Origin of the sequence: Corynebacterium sp. LK28 (assembly GCF_014335105.1) — a bacterium.
Classification (GTDB): domain Bacteria; phylum Actinomycetota; class Actinomycetes; order Mycobacteriales; family Mycobacteriaceae; genus Corynebacterium; species Corynebacterium macclintockiae.
In genome coordinates, this window is the sequence record NZ_PDGZ01000011.1 from 23,888 (window position 1) to 42,262 (window position 18,375).

Here is an 18,375-nt window from a genome sequence, read left to right on the forward strand (position 1 = left end):
GTGGCTACCTTCTTTTTTCGATTATTTATTCTGCGACATTATCAGTAGAGCTGTCGTCCTTCAGCTCCATTAGTGCTTGATTCTTTGTGACGCCATCGCCGTTTCCGACGCTCAGCGACTCAACCACACCGGCCTTGTGCGCCTTGACGGCGTTCTCCATCTTCATGGCTTCGAGCACCAGCAAGACATCGCCCTCTGCCACCTGGTCGCCTTCGGAGACTTCTACCTTGATGACAGTGCCCTGCATTGGGGAGGCCACCGTGTCGCCGGTGATTGCGATGTCCGCGGCGTTGGCGCGGCGCTTCTTGGCGCGGCTAACCGAGCCCCGACCGGCCAAGATTTCCCCCGGCACCATGACCTCTACGCGTCGGCCGTCGACCTCGACGACCAGCTTCTCCTTCGGGAGCGCCCCTTCGGCGGGTGCCGTGAGAGGCTCCTCGTAGGCGGGCAGCTGGTTGTCCCATTCCTCTTCGATCCAGCGCGTGTACACGCGGTAATCGCCGTCTTCGGCGACGAAGGCGGGGTCGTTCAGCGCAGCCAGGTGGAAGGGGATCACGGTCGGGATGCCTTCAACGAGGTACTCCTCCAGGGCCCGTCGCGAGCGCTGGATCGCCTCGGTGCGATCTGCGCCGGTGACGATGAGCTTGGCCAGCATAGAGTCGAACTGCCCGCCGACGACCGCGCCGGTTTCAATGCCGGAATCCATGCGTACGCCGGGGCCGGTGGGCTCCCGGTAGGTCTGGATGCGCCCCGGTGCGGGCATGAAGTTATTGGTCGGATCCTCGCCGTTGATGCGGTATTCGATCGAGTGGCCGTGGATCTCCGGATCCTCCGTGCGCGACAGCTCCTCACCGCGGGCGATGCGGAACTGCTCGCGCACCAGGTCCCAGCCGGTGACCTGCTCGGTCACAGGGTGCTCCACCTGCAGTCGGGTGTTGACCTCCAGGAAGCTGATCAGCCCGTCGGACCCCACCAGGTACTCCACCGTGCCCGCACCGTAGTAGCCGGCCTCGCGGCAGATGGCCTTTGCGGACGAGTAGATGCGCTCGTTCTGCTCGTCGCTGAGGAACGGCGCTGGGGCTTCCTCGATCAGTTTCTGGAAGCGCCGCTGGGCGGAGCAATCGCGGGTGGAGGCGACCACGACGTTGCCGTGCTTATCGGCCACCACCTGCGCCTCGACGTGGCGGGCGCGATCCAGGTAACGCTCCACGAAGCACTCGCCGCGGCCGAAAGCGGTGATGGCTTCACGAGTTGCAGACTCGAAGAGGTCGGGGATTTCGTCCATCGTGTAGGCGACCTTCATGCCACGTCCACCGCCGCCGAATGCGGCCTTGATGGCGATCGGAAGTCCGTGGCGCTCCGCGAAGGCGGTGACCTCTGCGGCATCCGCGACGGGTTCCTTAGTTCCCGGAGTCATAGGGGCGTCAACAATAAGAGCAATATTGCGCGCCGTGACCTTGTCTCCGAGCTTGCGGATGGCCTCCGGGGGCGGGCCAATCCAGTTCAGACCCGCATCGATGACTGCCTGGGCGAAATCGGCGTTTTCGGATAGGAAGCCGTAGCCCGGGTGGACTGCGTCGGCGCCGGACTTCTTCGCGGCGGCGAGGATCTTGTCGATGTCCAGGTAGGTTTCCGCCGAGGTCTGGCCGTTCAGAGCCAGTGCCTCGTCGGCCATGCGTACAAAAGGCGCCTCCGCGTCCGGATCTGCATAAACGGCAACGGTAGCGATGCCCTCGTCGCGCGCAGCCCGGATGACGCGTACTGCAATCTCGCCACGATTGGCGATCAGTACCTTCGTCAAGGGGGCAGCGGTGCTGGAAGTCACGGGCAATCCTTTCGGGTCAATAGTTAGGGGTTAGTTAATGAGGCTACACTGCCCACTTAACCGCGCTCGATGGGCACGCGCATCATGTTTCCCCATTCGATCCACGAGCCATCGTAGACGCGCACGTCCTCCCATCCCAGCAGGAAACGCAGAACGAACCACTCCAGGGCTGCGCGGGCTCCGTTGTTGCAGTAGACAACGGTGGGGCGGGTGGGATCCAGCCCCAGGCCACTGTGGTTGGCCTCGATTGCCTCCGCGGAGCAGAAGCGGGAGTTAGCCAGCAGTGACGAATCGGCGCGGTGGTTAACGGCCCCCGGGACGTGGCCATTGCGGCGGATCGGGTAGCCGGGCAGGGTTACTTCGCCGGTGTACTCTTCGGCATCGCGCAGGTCGATGATCTGGCAGCCTTCGAACTTCGTGCGCAGCTCATCGACGAAGATGCGGTGGGTGTGATCGTTACGGCGGGAGGCCACGGAGTAGCCGGGCTGCTGCGGGATGTCATCGACGGCATAGGAGATTTCGCGTTCCTCCTGCATCCAGGCATCGCGTCCGCCATCCAAGATGCGCACGTCCGGGTGGCCGAAAAGCTCGAAGACCCATAGTGCGTAAACGGCCCACAGGTTGGCGTGGTCGCCGTAAAACACCACCGTGTCCTCCCGCGTGATGCCCAGGCGATCCATGAGTTCCTCGAACTCCTTGGAGCCAATAAGGTCGCGCCACACAGGGTCCGAGAGGTTTTCGTACCACTTGACCCGCACGGCGGTAGGAATGTGACCAATATCGTAGAGCAGCGAATCCGCGTCCACCTCGACGACCTTCAGTCCGGGGGTTCCTAGCTTGGCGCCGAGCCAAGCGTTCGTGACCAGCTTGTTTGGGTGCGCGTACTGCTGGAGCTGAGGGCTGGGGTCGAATTCGATTCCCATAAATACCTGCCTTTCGATCGTTTGAAAGTCTAGCGCCTTATGAGGCGCCTTTCTTCCACTGCCGTGCGGGCCGAGTGGTCGTAGAATTGAAGGTGTTGGTCAGACAAGGCCACACGCACTGTATTTTTACTTCCAGAGCTAGGGGAAACCGTGCACAAGAACATTGTTGTCTTTGAGGTTCAGGGCGGAAACGACAAGGGTGAGGACGGCCACCGCCGCGACACGATGCCGATCGTCGAGGCTATCCGCGAGAAGGGCTGGGGTGCCGAGGTTGTCTACTTCGACCCGGAGAAGAGCAACGAAATCTACGAAGACGTTGCCGCTAAGTACGACGCTTACATTTCCCGCGTCAACCCAGGCCACATTCCCGGTGGCGAAAAGGGCTACTTCGACATGCTGACCAAGCTGACGGAGGAAGCCGGCCTGGTTGGTATGTCCACCCCGGCCGAGATGATGGCCTACGGTGCGAAGGATGCGCTGGTGAAGCTGAACGACACCGATCTGGTGCCGGACGATACCGCTGCCTACTACGACGTCGATTCCTTCCACAAGACCTTCCCGACCTCCCTGTCCTATGGTGAGCGTGTGTTGAAGCAGAACCGCGGCTCCACCGGCTCGGGCATCTGGCGCGTGCAGCTGGAAGACAAGCAGCTGGCCGAAACCGTCGAGCCGGGTACGGCTCTGCCCCTGGATACGAAGCTGAAGTGCACCGAGGCCGTCGACAACCACACCGAGGTTCGCGAGCTGGGCGAGTTCATGGACTTCTGCGACCAATACATCGTGGGCGACAACGGCATGCTGGTGGACATGCGCTTCATGCCGCGCATCGTCGAAGGCGAGATCCGCATCCTGCTGGTCGGCCCCCACCCGGTGTTCGTGGTTCACAAGAAGCCGGCCGAGGGTGGCGACGCGTTCTCCGCAACCCTGTTCTCTGGCGCAAAGTACACCTACCAGAAGCCGGAGGAGTGGCAGGACCTGGTCGACATGTTCGCCGAGGCTCGCCCGGTTATTGCCGAGAAGCTGGGTGGCGACAACATCCCGCTGATCTGGACCGCCGACTTCATGCTGGCCGATGACGACGAGACCGGCGAGGACACCTACGTCCTGGGCGAGATCAACTGCTCCTGCGTGGGCTTCACCTCCGAGCTGGACATGGGTATCCAGCAGCTGGTGGCCGAAGAGGCCATTAAGCGCGTAGAGGCAAAGCACGCCTAAGCGCGTCAGCGCAACACTGACGTTTTCGGCGTCAAAAAATGTTTGTTTAACTACATAACCCGTCGCGGGGCGTTAGAGTGAGGCGCATCACGTCCTCAATCTCCGAAAGGATCTAACCCCCGCGATGATTAACCACGACGTTCGCGTCCACCCCTCGGCCGACGACTTTCCGCAGGAAAAGCACCTCGCATGGAAGGTCGCGCAGGTCGCCGCCGACCCGGTCGAGGTGCCGCAAGACACCGCGGACATGGTGGTCAACCGCATCATCGATAACGCGGCCGTCGCTGCCGCCTCCCTCGTGCGCCGCCCCGTCACATCGGCGCGCACCCAAGCGCTGTGCCACTCTGGGCCCAGCGCTGTTTTTGGTACGGACGCCACCGTCTCCCCCGAATGGGCCGCCTGGGCCAACGGGGTAGCGGTGCGCGAGCTGGATTTTCACGATACGTTCCTGGCAGCCGAGTACTCCCACCCAGGTGACAACATTCCCCCGATCCTGGCCGTAGCGCAGGCGCGCGGGCTGGGCGGGCGCGATCTGATCCGCGGCATCGCCACCGGCTACGAGATCCAGGTGGACCTGGTCAAGGGCATTTCCCTGCACAAGCACAAGATCGACCACGTGGCGCACTTGGGGCCTTCCGCGGCCGCGGGCATTGGCACCCTGCTGCGCCTGGACCCGCAGGTGATCTACCAGGCAGTCGGTCAGGCACTGCACACCACTACGGCGACGCGCCAGTCCCGCAAGGGGCTCATCAGCTCCTGGAAGGCCCACGCTCCCGCCTTCGCCGGAAAGATGGCGGTGGAAGCCGTGGACCGAGCCATGCGCGGCGAGGGCGCCCCGGCTCCGATCTGGGAGGGCGAGGACGGCGTGATCGCCTGGCTGCTGGACGGCCCGGATGCCCACTACGTGGTGCCGCTGCCGGAGGCGGGGGAGCCGAAGCGGGCGATCCTGGATACCTACACCAAGGAGCACTCCGCGGAGTACCAGTCCCAGGCGCCGATCGACCTGGCTCGTCGTATGCGGGACAAGATCGGGGATCTCAGCCAGGTGGAGAGCATCGTGCTGCACACCAGCCACCACACCCACTACGTGATCGGCACGGGCTCCAACGATCCGCAGAAGTTCGACCCGAAGGCTTCGCGCGAAACGTTGGACCACTCCGTGATGTACATCTTCGCCGTCGCTCTGGAGGACGGCGAGTGGCACCACGAGCGCTCCTACGCCCCCGAGCGCGCTCAGCGCCCGGAGACCGTGGAGCTGTGGCACAAGATCTCCACCGTCGAGGATCCGGAGTGGACCCGTCGCTACCACTCCACCGACCCGGCCGAGAAGGCCTTCGGCTGCAAAGCGGTGGTCACCCTGCGCGACGGCACCGAGATCGTCGATGAGCTGGCCGTGGCCGACGCCCACCCGCTGGGCGCCCGCCCGTTCGGCCGCGCCGACTACATCAACAAGTTCCGCACCCTGGCCGAGGGCGTGGTGGACGAGGCCGAGCAGGATCGCTTCCTTGCTGTGGCCGAGGCCACCGCGGACCTGGCCCCCGGCGAGCTCGGCCAGCTGAACCTCGTGGTCAGCGACGATGTGCTGGCCCGCGCACCACAGATCCCCGGCGGTATTTTCTAAGAAAGGATCACTCACCATGACCGATCCAATCAAGGTTTCCAACGCTCCCTTCGACCGCGGACGAACCGACTTCACCACCCCGCGCGCCCAGTCCAGCAAGACCTCCAACGCCACCGGCACTGACAAGAACATCAACAAGGGGCTCAACGGCGTGGTGGTGGATACCTCGGCCGTCTCCAAGGTGAACCCCGAGACCAACTCCCTGACCTACCGGGGTTACCCCGTCGAGGAGCTGGCAGAACACTGCACCTTCGAGGACGTCGCCTACCTGCTGTGGAACGGCGAACTACCGGACTTCCGGGAGCTCGAGCAGTTCCGGCAGCGCGAGCGTGCCCTGCGCCCCATCGACCGCAGCATGCTGGATCTCATCAACTCTCTGCCGAAGACCGCCCACCCCATGGACGTGCTACGCACGGCGGTCAGCGTGTTCGGCACGGAGGACCTGAACTCGCACGACCGGAGCCCCGATGCGGTGCGCCGCACCGGGTTGACCCTGCTGGCCAAGCTGCCGACGATCATCGCCTATGACCTGCGCCGACGTAAGAACCTGGGGTACATCGCACCGTCCCGCGACCGGGATATCGCGGAGAACTTCCTGTACATGTGCTTCGGCGACGGCGAGGACAGCCCCGCCAACAACCGTGACGACGTGGAGGCCTTCGACCAGTCCCTCACCCTGTACGCGGAGCATGGCTTCAACGCCTCCACCTTCACCGGCCGCGTGATCAGCTCCACCATGAGCGACGTCTACTCTGCCGTCACCGGCGCCATCGGCGCCCTCAAGGGGCCACTGCACGGCGGCGCGAACGAGGCCGTGATGCACAACTTCCTGGCTGTCGAGGATCCGGCTGCCGCCGAGCAGTGGGTTCTGGATCAGTGCGACGCGAAGAACAAGATCATGGGCTTCGGCCACCGCGTGTACAAGAAGGGTGACTCCCGCGTGCCCACCATGGAGGCCGCCATGCGCCGCACCGCCGCCAATCACGACGGCCAGCGCTGGGTGGAGATGTACGACAACATGCAGAAGGCCATGGACCAGCGCACCGGCATCCAGCCGAACCTGGACTTCCCGGCGGGTCCGACCTACTACATGCTGGGTATCGACATCCCGTTCTTCACCCCGATCTTTGTCATGGCCCGCGTCGTCGGCTGGACCGCTCACATTGTGGAGCAGAACGCCGACAACGCCCTGATCCGCCCGCTATCCAGCTACGTCGGCCCGGAGCAGCGTTCGGTCAAGGCTGGCTAGCCCCAGAGGTCGGAAAAGTCGTATCCGAAGTGCGCCAGCCCCCGCCGTAGGGCGGGCAGCGATAACCCGATCACGGCCGACGGGTGCCCGTCGATGCTTTCGATGAACCACCCGCCGAGCGCCTCCAGGGTGAAGGCTCCGGCGCATTCCAGCGGCTCGCCGGTGGCCGCGTACGCCTCGATCGAGCGGTCGGACACGTCGGCGAACTGGATCTGTGTGGCGACAACCTCCTCGTAGATCTGACCCGAGGCGGCGTCGATAAGAGCATGTCCGGTGATCAGCTCCGCGCGTTTCCCGCGCTGCTGGCGCCACCGTCGTACCGTCTCTTCGCGCGTGTGCGGCTTGCCTTGCAGCTCGCCGTCGATGAGCAGCATGCTGTCGCCGCCCAGCACCAGCTCTCCTTCGACCGCCCGCGCCTTTGCGGTGGCCAGGTGCTGCACATAGTCCGCCGGGGTAGGGTTCACGAGTCCCGCCACGGCGGCTTCTTCGTCCACACCGGGGGAGACCTTGCGCGGGTACACTCCGGCGACGTTCAATACCTTCTCGCGCGCGGGCGAGGTGCTAGCCAGCGTGAGCTGCATGCCCTAGCCCCGCGGCATCCGCGGATTGCGGAACGCGCCCGGGTTGCCGTGTAGCACCCCGCGCCCGTAGTGCCCGCGCGTATCGGGCTTCGCGTTGCGCAGTGCCTCGGCCTCCGCGGCCAGGTCGTCAACGATGAGTTGCAGCGCCCGGGTCTCTACCTCGTCCGGGTTGCCCTTGATCACCTGAAATTCCGTCACGCGCTTCCTCCTAGAACGGCAGGTTGTCGTGCTTGCGCGGGTAGCTATCCTCGGCCTTGCGCTCCACCAGTCGCAGGCCGTCGATGATGCGGGTGCGGGTCTCGGAGGGCGGAATCACCGCGTCGACCAGGCCCCGCTCCGCGGCGGAGTAGGGTTCCGCCTGGTAGCTATCGTCCTGCGCGATCTGCGCGGTCGGCCATGCGTACACCAGGTCGGTGCCCAGGCGCTTAGCGCCCAGCGAGAGGTACGCGTCCCCGAATGCCTTGCGCGTAATCACCGCGATCTTGCCCACGGAGGCCTCGGCCGTCACGCCGATCAGCTTCGCGGTGCGGCGGAACAGTGCGTCCGGCGCGTAGCCCGCCGAGTCCACGAAGGTCACCAGCGGCACGTTGAACGCGTCGCAGAAGCGGATGAAGCGTGCTGCCTTCTCGGCCGCCGCCACGTCGATCGCCCCTGCCTGCTGTTCGGGCTGGTTCGCAATGACGCCCACACTTCGGCCGCCCACCCGCGCCAGCGCCGTAATCAGGTTCGGTGCGTGGAGTTTCTGCAGTTCCAGCACGGTATCGGAGTCTACGACGCGAGCCAAGACCTCGTGCATGTCGTAGGTCTGCGCGTCCGAGTCGGGGATCAGGCCGTCCAGTTCGCCTGGCTCTGCCGAACCATCCTCGCCAGGCAGCGGGAGCGCCCGGTTGTTGCTGGGCAGGTAGCCCAGGAGGTCCGCGACGAGTCCCAGCGCGGAGGCGTCATCCTCGGCGACAAGGTGGGCGGTGCCGTCTGCGGCGTCACCTACAAAGCCCCCGGCGCCCTTGACCGCAACGACGACATCGGAAAGGACCACCGAGTGCACCAGCGCGCCACTGGTGGGGCCGGCGACCAGCGCGATCTGCGGAACCACGCCGGAGAGCTTCGCCTGCAGGTTGTGGATGCGGGAGAAGTACTCGAGGGCGGCGATGCCCTCCTTCGGGCGGGCGCCCGTGCCCTCGTAGATGCCGATTAGCGGGGTGCCGGACTTTACGGCCAGCTCCATGACCTTCAGGATCTTCTCGCCCGCGGTTTCGCCGATCTGGCCGTCGAAGAGGGTCGCGTCCTGGGAGAACACGCACACCGGGCGACCGTCGATGGTGCCATAACCGGCGACGATGCCATCGGTGACGGGGCGGAACTTGTCGGCCTTGAAGGCGGTGGCGCGGTGGCGGGCCAGCGCGTCGGTCTCCACGAAACTACCGGCATCCAGCAGTGCGTCCACGCGGCGACGGGCGCGCGGAATCTCGTCTCCCTGCGGCTTGTGGGTCTCCGCCAGGCGATCGCGGAGGTCGGCGATCTTCCCGGCGGTGGTCGATGTGTCGGTGGTAGAGCTCATGGTGGCCATAATACGGCGTAAAAACTCCAGCGCCGTGATTGGTGGGGCTAGAGTGTCTGAGGGAAGGCATGTGAAGAGAAAGGACGGTACAGCCATGCGTGCGCCCCTGGACCCCCGTCGCCTGGCCGAGCGCCTGGCCCCGCTGGGCTACCGCCACGTCGAGGTGCTAGAGACCACCGGCTCCACCAGCACCGACTTGGCCGACCGCGTGCGCTGCGGCGAGGACCTGCCTGACATGTCCTTACTCATGGCCGAGGAGCAGACCGCCGGGCGCGGCCGCAAGGGGCGTTCCTTCGAAGCCCCGGCCCGCAGCCAGCTGATCTGCTCGGTGCTGGTGCGCCTGCCGGACGTGCCGGTCGACCGTATTAGCCTGCTCCCACTGTTGACCGGCCTGTCGATCGTGGAGGGCATCCGCGCCAGCGCCGACATTCCCATCCAGCTGAAGTGGCCCAACGACTGCGTGCTGGATGGCCGCAAGCTGGTGGGCATCCTGGTGGAGGCCGTGCATCTGGACCCGCACCCGGCGATCATCCTGGGCTTCGGCATCAACCACGACCTGCAGACCGACGAGCTGCCCGTCGCCCACGCTAGCTCCATCGACCTCGAATGCGCCCGACTGGGGATGCCCTGCCCGACGCGCGAGGACGTCGCGGTGGCCGTGTTCGCGGAGCTGGCGGCGAATCTGGAGCGGTGGCGTCGACTAGGAGGGGCAGCCCAGACCGTGCTGCCGCGATACCGCCAGGCTTCCGCGACCATCGGCACGGCCGTGCGTGCTTTCCTGCCCGGCGACGAGATCGTGGAGGGCACGGCGACCGACATCGACGACGACGGCGAGTTGCTGGTCCGCACCGCGGAGGGCACGCGCCTGATCCGCGCGGGCGAGATCGTGCACCTGCGCGCCGACGGCACCGGCGACTACGGAGGGCGCTACGCATGAGCAAAATAACCTTCGACCCGGACGAGCAGATCCTCGCCGAGCTCAGCCCCGCGCGCCGCTCCATGTTCTTCCCCGTCCTGCGCCTGCTGTTGTGGACGGGCCTGTTCTGGATGGGCATCGGCGCGCTGGATCAGTACATGGCCACCCAATTTCTGGACGCCCCTACGGTGGAAGCCTGCATGTGGCTTCGGCGGGGCCTGCTGGTTGCGTGGCTGTTGGTGTGCTGGAGGCGCTGCGTGCGCCACCTGGTTTTCCGCGCGCGCTCCCGCATGCTGCTGACCGACAGGCGCCTGATCACCGCGACCGGCCACCTGCGCAGTCGCATTGGCCAGATCCCACTGGCCAACGTGGTGGATTGCAGGGCCCACCGGGGCGACGTGGCGGTGTACGTGGCCGGGGCGCGCGTGCCTTTGGTGCTGCATTCGGTTCCCTATACCCGCAAGTTTGAGAGGCTGTTGAAGAGCCAGATTAAGAGTGTCGGGCCGGGGAACTATAGTTGGGAGCTGTGAGTGAGAGCAATGGGAATAACACAGCCGACTGGTCTTTAGCGCGCCCTGCCGCACACGCGCCGGGAGCGCCGCTGGTGACGATCATCGGCGATGGTCAGTTGGCGCGTATGACTCAGCAGGCGGCGATCGAGTTGGGATTGAGCTGCCGCGTGCTGGCCGGGGCGCCGGATTCCTCGGCCGCACAGGTCACCGCCGATGTGGTGCTGGGGGATTACGCACTGGAGGAGCACGTCCGCGAGGTTGCCCAGGATTCCGACGCGGTGACCTTCGACCACGAGCACGTTCCGAACCGCTTCCTGGATGCCCTCATCGCCGAGGGCGTGAACGTCCAGCCGCAGCCCGCGGCGCTGATCAACGCTCAGGACAAGCTGGTGATGCGCAAGAAGCTGCGCGAGCTGGGCGCCCCGGTGCCGCCCTTCGCTGCTATCGAGTCAGCCGATGACATCGCCGGGTTTTTCGAGGCCGTGGGCGGCCAGGTCTGCCTGAAGGCCCGCCGAGGTGGCTACGACGGCAAGGGCGTGTGGTTCCCCGACACGGTGGACGAGGCCCGCGAGCTGGTGGAGAAGCTGCTGGACAAGGAGATCCCCCTGATGGCGGAGAAGAAGGTCGCGCTGGTGCGCGAGCTGTCCGCCATGGTCGCCCGCACTCCGTCCGGCGAGGTGCAGGCGTGGCCTGCGGTCGAGTCTCTGCAGGAAGATGGCATCTGCGTGGAGGCCGTGGCACCCGCCCCGAACTCCACGCCGGAGATCCTGGCCGCCGCCGAGCAGTTGTCCCGTGACATCGTCACCGAGCTGGGCGTGACGGGCGTGCTGGCCGTGGAACTGTTCGAGACCACCGACGACAACGGCCAGCCGGAGATCATCGTCAACGAGCTGGCGATGCGCCCGCACAACACCGGCCACTGGACGCAGGACGGCTGCGTCACCAGCCAATTCGAGCAGCACGTCCGCGCCGTACTGGATCGCCCGCTGGGCTCCACGGAGCCGACCGCGCCGGTGGTGGTGATGGCAAACGTGCTGGGAGCGGACGAGGATCCGGCGATGCCGATGCACGAGCGCATGGATGCGGTGTGGCGTCGCTTCCCGAACGCGAAGATTCACATGTACGGCAAGGATTGGCGCCCGCGCCGCAAGATCGGCCACGTCAATATGCTGGGGGAGGATCCGGCGCGCACGCGCGAGCAGGCGCGGCTGGCCGCGAAGTTCCTGGAAACCGCCGAATGGGAGGACTAACCGATGACTGAGAACGCACGCACCCCGCTGGTCGGCCTGGTGATGGGCTCCGACTCCGACTGGCCCACCGTCGAACCGGCCGCCGAGGTGCTGGCCGAGTTCGGCATCCCCTTCGAGGTCGGCGTGGTCTCCGCGCACCGCACCCCGGAGCGGATGCTCGACTACGCCCGCACCGCCCACTCCCGCGGCGTGAAGGTGATCATCGCCTGCGCCGGTGGTGCCGCCCACCTGCCCGGCATGGTCGCCGCGGCTACTCCGTTGCCGGTGATTGGCATCCCGCGCGCACTTGGCAACCTGGATGGGCTGGATTCCCTGCTCTCCATCGTGCAGATGCCGGGCGGCGTGCCGACTGCCACCGTCTCCATTGACGGCGCGAAGAACGCCGGACTGCTGGCTGTGCGCACCCTCGCGGTGGCTGACGAGGCTCTGATGGACAAGATGGTCGAATACCAGGAGAATATGCGCGACGCGGTGCTGGAGAAGGATCGTGCCCTGCAGCAGAAGTTGATGGGGTGAAGCGGTCTAACTGGGTAGGGGTCGTCGGGGCTGCCTACTCATCTACTTTGTGGAGAACGGGAAAAACTCCTTGAGGCCTGTCGGTAGCAGAAAAACTATCTTGCAAAGTTCTTATAAAACCATCTTCGCAGAGGATTAAACTATCTGGTTTCGTGTCGTCTAGTTTCGCGGCCTGAACTCGGTATTTATCCCCTAGATGCGTCAGGGTTACATCATCTACATGGTCAATACTGCCAATTTTGTAAAGTCGAGTTCCTTTCTCGACGCTTATCTCTTGAATATTTGTGGAATAGGATGATCTATCCTTGCTTCCTTGGTAGAGGTCGACAATTCCGGGAAGAAAATCAACTTCATAGTCCCCGTCGGGCGTGGTTATCCTCAGGAAGCTGACGGTAAGGACCTGCCCTGTGTCTGGATTGGATACAACATCTCCATCATTCGGGCGACTTAATGGGTTGCCGGATGGGTCGATGATTAAATAGGCCATAATTTACCTCATCTCGCAATTTGTGTACCCCAAGAGACTGACTCATCCCCAGCAGGTGTGAATCGTATTGTCTGGATGGCTGGTTTTAAACCAGGTAGCAAAGAAATCAAGATCCTCGATCGATAAGATTCTTATCCTACTCGGTAGAAGTATTCCTTGGGGGGATTAATGGCTCAAGAATCTCATTTAGGATTGCGCAAACAAGGGCGGCAATTAGGCAGGCATAGAAAGGCGTAAGGATAATGTAAAAAACAGCAGCCAAGAGAAAGGTGCCACCAATTGTGGACACCCAGTACTCTGACGGGCAGATTCCGAGCATAATGAAAGCTCTAGCAACAATCGCAACTGAGATGTCCAATATCGGCGACAGGATGAGGACGGTTAAGCTCCACAGTGGCACAGCCCAAACGCCGCCGACGCTGAATCGCCAGTGCGCGTTTGGGATGATCCATTGCGTCGCAATGACAGTCAATACTATCGGGAGACATATGGCCACAAGGGTGAGGGTTAATGCAATGAGTGAGCCAAGTTCGCCGATTTGCTTCTTCATCAGTTTTAGAAGCCTAACATGATCTCCAGCCAATCTGCCATGTCTCGGGCTAGGTCTGGCGATGTCCTCTGGTTGATCAGATAGCGTTCGAACGCCATTTGTTGCCGAGCAGAAGTTGTTTCGTTAATGGCCTGCTCGTTTACGGCGATAGGGTGCGCCTGTAACTAGACTCTTCATACATGTCTTATGAAGCAGTTCCTCGCCCGGTGTGGTGGCGCGATGCGTCCTGGTGGGTGTTCGTAGCCATTGCGGGCTTCCTATACTTCTTCCTCGGTGTCGGCGCGACATTCGGCAGCGGGATCGTTAGCTCCACCTGGCAGGTCGTGCTTGCAGTCGTTGGGCTGATCACCAGCTTCATCGGCCTGCTTCTGCAGAGGTTTCGGCCCGAGCCGGGCGTGGCAGTCGTGGCGCTCGGCATGTTTTTTTTCGCTGCGTCTGCGATGCTGGTCTGGCCTCTCGGCTACCTGGTCGTGGCCTACGAGGCTTACTTCATCTCCGCGAAGCTGACGCTGCGCCGCAAACTGTGGCTGACTTTGCTGCTGCTCGGCTCTTTCTTCGCGATGGTGTGGGCGACTTGCTACAACGCGGGCACCACTGGGGTCGGCGTAGACTTTCGGACCGCCGAGTTCTGGCTATTCTGGGGGCTAATTGTCCTGCTCACCGTCTTGACCGTCGCCCTGATGTGGCTGACGGGCCGCTATTCGCTGCGTCGTGACCAGGCCGTTGAGGCGTTGGCCGCCCGCGCCGAACTCGCCACCGTCAGCGAGCGCAACCGTATCGCCCGCGAACTTCACGACATCGTCGCGCATTCCCTCACTGTCGTCATCGCGCAGGCGGACGGTGGTCGTTACGCGGGTCGCAAGGATCCCGACAAGGCCATCGAAGCCCTCGACACGATCGCCGCGCGCGGTCGTTCGGCTTTGACCCAGATGCGGGAGCTGCTCTCTGTTCTTCATGAGGACGCCCCCTCGCCGCGATCCACCAGCGTCACCCCTGGGGTGGCCGGCGTTCCCGACCTGGTGGAGGATGCAAAGCGCAGTGGGGTGCAGGTGCAGCTCAAGGTTATTGGCGAGCCGCGCCAGCTGGACGAGGTCCGCGACCTCAGTGTGTATCGCATCGTGCAGGAATCCCTGACGAACGTACTGAAACACGCCGGCGCTGTGCCCGCCCAGGTGCGGTTGGAGTGGGAGCCTGCCCGGGTGTTCATTAGCGTGGATAACGCGCCTGGCGACGAGCAGATCGAGGGCTCCGGGCGCGGCCTGACCGGCATTCGCCAGCGTGTGGCCATTCACGGCGGCACGGCCAAGTGGGGAGCCTCGGCGGTTTACCCCGGAGGGTGGAACGTTACTGCTACGGTGCCTTATGCGAAGGAGGATTAAGTGATACGCGTAGGTTTGGCCGACGATCAGCAGCTGGTGCGCGCCGGGTTTGGCTTGGTATTGGATTCGCAGGACGACATCGCTGTCCAGTGGCAGGCTGCCGACGGGCAGGAGGCCTGCGAGCTGGCCGAGTCGCAGCCCGTCGACATCATCCTCATGGATGTGCAGATGCCCCGCTTGGACGGCATCGAGGCGACCCGCCGGGTGGTTGCCGGCACCACCGGCGCCCGCGTGATCGTGCTGACCACCTTTGATAACGACAACTACGTCCTCGGCGCCGTGGAGGCCGGGGCCAGCGGTTTCCTGCTTAAGGACACCGACCCCGAGGACCTTATCTCCGCCGTCCGCACTGTCGGCGACTCCGCTGCCGTCATCAGCCCGAAGGCCACCGCGCGTCTGCTGCGCAACATTCGCATGGCGCAGGCTCCGCAGCGCCACGAGCCCGTCGAGCTCGACCTTCCCGACCCTCTGACCCCGCGCGAGCTTGAGATTCTGCAGCTCATCGCGCTGGGGTTAAGCAACCAGGAGATCGCCGACAAGCTCTACATTTCGCTGCCCACCGTCAAGACTCACGTCGGCCGCGTGCTCACGAAAACTCAGTCCCGTGATCGTGTACACGCGGTGCTGTTTGCGTTTAAGCATCACCTCGTTCACGCTGACGATCTGCTAGAACAAACTTTCTAAAACTTCCACTTAAGCTTTAGGGGTATTCTCGTTGTTCAGGCTGGTGGCGTCATTAAAAAAGAAAAAGTTTTGGCTGGCTATTGACTTGGGTTGTGCGTGTGTTCTATTCTGTGTTTAGGAAGTTTGGCGGGGGTAACCTCGCCGCACCACCAGGGGAGTTCCATGCACACGAAAGATCCCACCTCACCACCAACATTTCGAATAGCTACCTCGCAGGATCCGCTGACCATTGCGGCGCGAAACCTTAACCAACAACGGTTCCGCCTGATCATGGCATGCGTGCCGGACGGGGACGATCTGGTGCCCGATTTCTGCACCCGCCTCGCCGTGCGCCTAGGCGTTTCGGTCGGAGTTGCGGAGGCCTGGGCCGAGGCCGCCTTCGTACTGCGCGACTATCCGCGCCTTGTCGATTACTTCGAAGAAGGCTGCTTCACCGACCGCCATGTATTGCGGGTGGCGCAGGATCTTTTTGCGGTGGCGCCGGACGATCGCTCGGTTGTTGAAGAAAAGGTTCTTTGCGAATTGACGCCCTCACGTCCCAACCAGCACGTGATGTCCCCGAGGACGATCCACAATCGCATCGCGAAGATTTTGCAGGATGTCGACCGCGACGTCGTACCTAAGGATGAGGCCACGCCGGCCGAACCGTGTTTGGGAGTGGATTGCCGCGACCCGGAGTACACCACGTTCACGCTGCGCGTTCCGCGGATGGAGGGCATCGAGATCGACAAGATCGTGCGCGCCACCGCCAAGAAATACGACTGCTCGCAGCCCGAGGCTATGGTGCGGCTGATCACCGGTAAGGCCGAGGTCTCCGTGACTTTGAACCTGTACCACGATCCGGCGAATGACGGCGCGGTGCTAGGGGAGGACCACTGGCTGAACCGCTCCGCCTCCAAGGCCTGGCTGCAGCGGGTGACGCACCTGTCCGCGCCGGGCTACGCGGAATGTGAGGGCTACGCGCCGACGGAGAGCATCAAGGCCGCCGTCGCGGGGCGTGACCTGCACTGTCGCTTCCCGGGCTGCGAGGTTCCCGCCTATAAGTGCCAATACGACCACGTGCGGCGCTACGGCAGCGGGCCGACGTCCACGGCAAACTTACACTTGCTTTGCTCGAAGCATCACAACCTCAAGACCGCGGGAAGCTGGGACGTCGCCCTGTATCCCGACGGGCACGAGGCGTGGACCTCCCACGGTGACGGGCACAGCGTGATCACAGAGGCCGAGGGGCCGCTGGGGCGCGAGACCTTCGCCCAGCGCAACGTCCGCAAAACCAAGGCACTGGCCGAATATCACCAGGCGATAGAGGAAAGGGGTGGCGGGCCGTCATACTGAGGTAGGACACGCAAGATCAACCCCTCGTCCGATGTGGGAACACCACCCCGGGCGGCAGCATGGGAACCATGATCATCGTGGAAAACCTCACCAAGAGGTACGGCAAGAAAACAGTAGTCAACGACCTTTCATTCACCGTCCCGGACGGGCAGGTGACAGGCTTCCTCGGACCCAACGGCGCGGGCAAGTCCACCACCATGCGCTGCATGCTTGGCCTCGACAAGCCGAGCGCCGGCAAGGTGACCTTCAGCGGCAAGGGATACGCCGGAGAGTTCGCAGGCCTGGATAACAAGCCCAGCATCGCCGGAGCGGTTCTGGATGCAGGCTGGTTCACCCCTGCCCGCAGCGGGCGCAACCACCTGCGCGTCATTGCGAAGGGTGCGGGCATCTCCGACAAGCGCGTCGACGAATGCCTCGACATGGTCGGCCTGACCAGCGCGGGCAAGAAGAAGGTTAGTGGCTACTCGCTGGGTATGAAGCAGCGCCTCGGCCTGGCCGCAGCCCTCCTTGGTAACCCGCAGCACCTGATTCTCGACGAGCCAGTCAACGGCCTCGACCCCGAGGGTGTGTCCTGGATGCGTCGCATCATCCGCCAGCTCGCCGACGACGGGCGTGCCCTGCTGGTCAGCTCTCACCTGCTCAGCGAGATGCAGCAAACTGCCGATCGCCTAGTGCTGATCGGACAGGGCAAGCTCATCGGCGAACAGACTCTGGACGAGTTCCTCGCCGGCGGCGCGCACGTAGAGGTCGAATGCAAGGAAGCGGTCTTGCTGGCAGATAGCCTCCGCAGCCGCGGTTTCCAGGTCGATCTGGATAGGGAGCGGACGCTGCGTGTGGGCGTCGATAGCATGCCAGAGCACGAGGTGCGCGCAGCGATCGCGGCCACGGCGCTAGAGGAAAAGTTCGCGGTGACCAAGCTCGCGACCACCGCAGACAACCTGGAACAGCGCTTCCTCGCCGCCACGGCGGGACAGCAGGAATACCGCACCAACTAGGCCCTCAAACAGAAAAGGACAAACAATGCTCAAGGCAATTTCCTCCGAAGTTACGAAGCTGCTCACCCTCCGCAGCACGTGGATCTACGTCATCCTGTTCACGGGCTCGCTGTATGGGCCGGTTACGCTGTACATGCTTTTCAGCGATTCCTCGCAGATCGATACGGACTGGCCCGACCTGCTCACCGGCGGGATGATCTTCCTGATGATCGCCATCGTTTTCGGTGCGTCCACCGCGGGCGGCGACATTAACAACCATATGACGGCCCACTCCTTCCTCACACAGAAGAGCAGGAGCTCGTGGCTGCTGGCTCGCGCACTGGTGGCGGCCGTGTTCGCGGAGCTGAATTTCTTGGCCGGCGCCGCACTGAGCTGGCTGGTAGTGACTATCTTCCCGGCGGGTAACTTCACCGGCGAGAAGCCGCTAGTCCTCTGGGGCTACGCCGTGGCTGTCCCGGCTCTGGCCGTGGTGGCTGTGGGAATCGCAGCGCTGCTGCGCAACCGCGTGGGCGCGATTTCTCTGCCGCTGGTCTGGATGCTGGTCGTCGAGGGCTTGCTTGCCGCCGGAGGGCGGCAGATCTCCTTCCTGAAGACGCTGTATCACCTGTCCCCGGGCAACCGCGTGCAGGACATGATCTCCTGGGTAGACTCCACGAACCACGACGGAATGGCCACCCCGACCTCGGGATTCGTGGTGCTGATCGTCTGGATGGTCGTCATGCTGGCGCTGGGGCTGTACAGCAACAAGGCCCGAGACGTGAAGTAGTTTTTGATAGCCT

At 63.7% G+C, this 18,375-nt stretch carries 19 protein-coding genes; 12 read left to right on the top strand and 7 right to left on the bottom strand.

All coding sequences use genetic code 11. The annotated features are described in order from the left end of the window. Positions 1-25: 25 nt before the first annotated feature. A complete protein-coding gene (locus CRD15_RS05815) occupies positions 26-1,825 on the bottom strand; it encodes an acetyl/propionyl/methylcrotonyl-CoA carboxylase subunit alpha (RefSeq protein WP_187402134.1) in 1,800 nt (599 codons plus the stop codon). A gap of 56 nt (positions 1,826-1,881) precedes the next feature. Next, entirely contained in the window at positions 1,882-2,748 is an 867-nt protein-coding gene (locus tag CRD15_RS05820) for a sulfurtransferase (RefSeq protein ID WP_034972373.1), read from the bottom strand. Between the two features lie 150 nt (positions 2,749-2,898). Here CRD15_RS05820 and CRD15_RS05825 point away from each other — a divergent pair, with 150 nt between their 5' ends. The 3 genes from CRD15_RS05825 (at position 2,899) to CRD15_RS05835 (ending at position 6,833) form a co-directional block, all read left to right on the top strand. After that, positions 2,899-3,963, top strand: a complete 1,065-nt coding sequence (locus CRD15_RS05825) for a Cj0069 family protein (RefSeq protein ID WP_187402135.1) — start codon at positions 2,899-2,901, stop codon at positions 3,961-3,963. Between the two features lie 124 nt (positions 3,964-4,087). Continuing rightward, on the top strand, positions 4,088-5,584 hold the full coding sequence (prpD, locus tag CRD15_RS05830) for a 2-methylcitrate dehydratase PrpD (protein WP_187402136.1): 1,497 nt from the start codon (positions 4,088-4,090) through the stop codon (positions 5,582-5,584). Positions 5,585-5,600: 16 nt separating this feature from the next. After that, the gene (locus CRD15_RS05835) at positions 5,601-6,833 is read left to right on the top strand and encodes a bifunctional 2-methylcitrate synthase/citrate synthase (RefSeq protein WP_187402137.1); all 1,233 of its coding nucleotides are present in this window, start codon (positions 5,601-5,603) and stop codon (positions 6,831-6,833) included. Here CRD15_RS05835 and CRD15_RS05840 read toward each other — a convergent pair. From CRD15_RS05840 to CRD15_RS05850, 3 genes are read right to left on the bottom strand one after another with little or no spacing between them, the layout of a single operon-like run. Then, the gene (locus CRD15_RS05840; RefSeq protein ID WP_187402138.1) at positions 6,830-7,414 is read right to left on the bottom strand and encodes a nucleoside triphosphate pyrophosphatase; all 585 of its coding nucleotides are present in this window, start codon (positions 7,412-7,414) and stop codon (positions 6,830-6,832) included. The genes CRD15_RS05835 and CRD15_RS05840 overlap by 4 nt on opposite strands. Before the next feature lie 3 nt (positions 7,415-7,417). Beyond that, a complete protein-coding gene (locus CRD15_RS05845; RefSeq protein WP_034971230.1) occupies positions 7,418-7,612 on the bottom strand; it encodes an acyl-CoA carboxylase subunit epsilon in 195 nt (64 codons plus the stop codon). A gap of 10 nt (positions 7,613-7,622) precedes the next feature. Beyond that, positions 7,623-8,981, bottom strand: a complete 1,359-nt coding sequence (locus tag CRD15_RS05850; protein WP_187402139.1) for an acyl-CoA carboxylase subunit beta — start codon at positions 8,979-8,981, stop codon at positions 7,623-7,625. An 85-nt stretch (positions 8,982-9,066) separates the two neighbouring features. Between CRD15_RS05850 and CRD15_RS05855 the strand changes: the two genes are divergently transcribed. Genes CRD15_RS05855 through purE form a run of 4 tightly spaced genes read left to right on the top strand, consistent with a single transcriptional unit; the run spans position 9,067 to position 12,166 of the window. Then, positions 9,067-9,909, top strand: a complete 843-nt coding sequence (locus tag CRD15_RS05855) for a biotin--[acetyl-CoA-carboxylase] ligase (protein ID WP_070552092.1) — start codon at positions 9,067-9,069, stop codon at positions 9,907-9,909. Then, entirely contained in the window at positions 9,906-10,418 is a 513-nt protein-coding gene (locus tag CRD15_RS05860; protein ID WP_034971233.1) for a hypothetical protein, read from the top strand. Before CRD15_RS05855 ends, CRD15_RS05860 begins: the two co-directional genes overlap by 4 nt. Continuing rightward, positions 10,415-11,650, top strand: coding sequence for a 5-(carboxyamino)imidazole ribonucleotide synthase (locus CRD15_RS05865; protein WP_034992007.1), 1,236 nt, complete (start codon positions 10,415-10,417; stop codon positions 11,648-11,650). Before CRD15_RS05860 ends, CRD15_RS05865 begins: the two co-directional genes overlap by 4 nt. 3 nt (positions 11,651-11,653) lie before the next feature. Next, positions 11,654-12,166, top strand: a complete 513-nt coding sequence (gene purE, locus CRD15_RS05870; protein WP_034971235.1) for a 5-(carboxyamino)imidazole ribonucleotide mutase — start codon at positions 11,654-11,656, stop codon at positions 12,164-12,166. A 34-nt stretch (positions 12,167-12,200) separates the two neighbouring features. On the opposite strand, the gene CRD15_RS05875 is transcribed toward purE, so the two are convergent. Beyond that, positions 12,201-12,653, bottom strand: a complete 453-nt coding sequence (locus tag CRD15_RS05875; RefSeq protein WP_187402140.1) for a hypothetical protein — start codon at positions 12,651-12,653, stop codon at positions 12,201-12,203. A 136-nt stretch (positions 12,654-12,789) separates the two neighbouring features. After that, positions 12,790-13,203: a hypothetical protein gene (locus tag CRD15_RS05880; protein WP_034979580.1), complete on the bottom strand. Its 414-nt coding sequence runs from the start codon at positions 13,201-13,203 to the stop codon at positions 12,790-12,792. 179 nt (positions 13,204-13,382) lie between these two features. Between CRD15_RS05880 and CRD15_RS05885 the strand changes: the two genes are divergently transcribed. From CRD15_RS05885 to CRD15_RS05905, 5 genes are all read left to right on the top strand, one after another. After that, positions 13,383-14,582: a sensor histidine kinase gene (locus CRD15_RS05885; protein ID WP_187402141.1), complete on the top strand. Its 1,200-nt coding sequence runs from the start codon at positions 13,383-13,385 to the stop codon at positions 14,580-14,582. Continuing rightward, the gene (locus CRD15_RS05890) at positions 14,583-15,266 is read left to right on the top strand and encodes a response regulator transcription factor (protein ID WP_187402142.1); all 684 of its coding nucleotides are present in this window, start codon (positions 14,583-14,585) and stop codon (positions 15,264-15,266) included. A gap of 162 nt (positions 15,267-15,428) precedes the next feature. Beyond that, complete coding sequence (locus CRD15_RS05895; protein ID WP_255463764.1) at positions 15,429-16,601, top strand: HNH endonuclease signature motif containing protein; 1,173 nt, start codon at positions 15,429-15,431, stop codon at positions 16,599-16,601. A 59-nt stretch (positions 16,602-16,660) separates the two neighbouring features. Further along, a complete protein-coding gene (locus CRD15_RS05900) occupies positions 16,661-17,596 on the top strand; it encodes an ABC transporter ATP-binding protein (RefSeq protein ID WP_043012488.1) in 936 nt (311 codons plus the stop codon). A 25-nt stretch (positions 17,597-17,621) separates the two neighbouring features. Further along, positions 17,622-18,362: an ABC transporter permease gene (locus tag CRD15_RS05905; protein ID WP_187402143.1), complete on the top strand. Its 741-nt coding sequence runs from the start codon at positions 17,622-17,624 to the stop codon at positions 18,360-18,362. Positions 18,363-18,375 lie beyond the last annotated feature (13 nt).

Coding starts and splice junctions, on each gene's coding strand:
- CRD15_RS05895 (WP_255463764.1), top strand. CDS start 15,429: ATGCACACGAAAGATCCCACCTCACCACCAACATTTCGAATAGCTACC.
- prpD (WP_187402136.1), top strand. CDS start 4,088: ATGATTAACCACGACGTTCGCGTCCACCCCTCGGCCGACGACTTTCCG.
- CRD15_RS05860 (WP_034971233.1), top strand. CDS start 9,906: ATGAGCAAAATAACCTTCGACCCGGACGAGCAGATCCTCGCCGAGCTC.
- CRD15_RS05835 (WP_187402137.1), top strand. CDS start 5,601: ATGACCGATCCAATCAAGGTTTCCAACGCTCCCTTCGACCGCGGACGA.
- CRD15_RS05900 (WP_043012488.1), top strand. CDS start 16,661: ATGGGAACCATGATCATCGTGGAAAACCTCACCAAGAGGTACGGCAAG.
- CRD15_RS05885 (WP_187402141.1), top strand. CDS start 13,383: ATGTCTTATGAAGCAGTTCCTCGCCCGGTGTGGTGGCGCGATGCGTCC.
- CRD15_RS05855 (WP_070552092.1), top strand. CDS start 9,067: ATGCGTGCGCCCCTGGACCCCCGTCGCCTGGCCGAGCGCCTGGCCCCG.
- CRD15_RS05840 (WP_187402138.1), bottom strand. CDS start 7,414: ATGCAGCTCACGCTGGCTAGCACCTCGCCCGCGCGCGAGAAGGTATTG.
- CRD15_RS05875 (WP_187402140.1), bottom strand. CDS start 12,653: ATGGCCTATTTAATCATCGACCCATCCGGCAACCCATTAAGTCGCCCG.
- CRD15_RS05820 (WP_034972373.1), bottom strand. CDS start 2,748: ATGGGAATCGAATTCGACCCCAGCCCTCAGCTCCAGCAGTACGCGCAC.
- CRD15_RS05905 (WP_187402143.1), top strand. CDS start 17,622: ATGCTCAAGGCAATTTCCTCCGAAGTTACGAAGCTGCTCACCCTCCGC.
- CRD15_RS05880 (WP_034979580.1), bottom strand. CDS start 13,203: ATGAAGAAGCAAATCGGCGAACTTGGCTCACTCATTGCATTAACCCTC.
- CRD15_RS05850 (WP_187402139.1), bottom strand. CDS start 8,981: ATGGCCACCATGAGCTCTACCACCGACACATCGACCACCGCCGGGAAG.
- purE (WP_034971235.1), top strand. CDS start 11,654: ATGACTGAGAACGCACGCACCCCGCTGGTCGGCCTGGTGATGGGCTCC.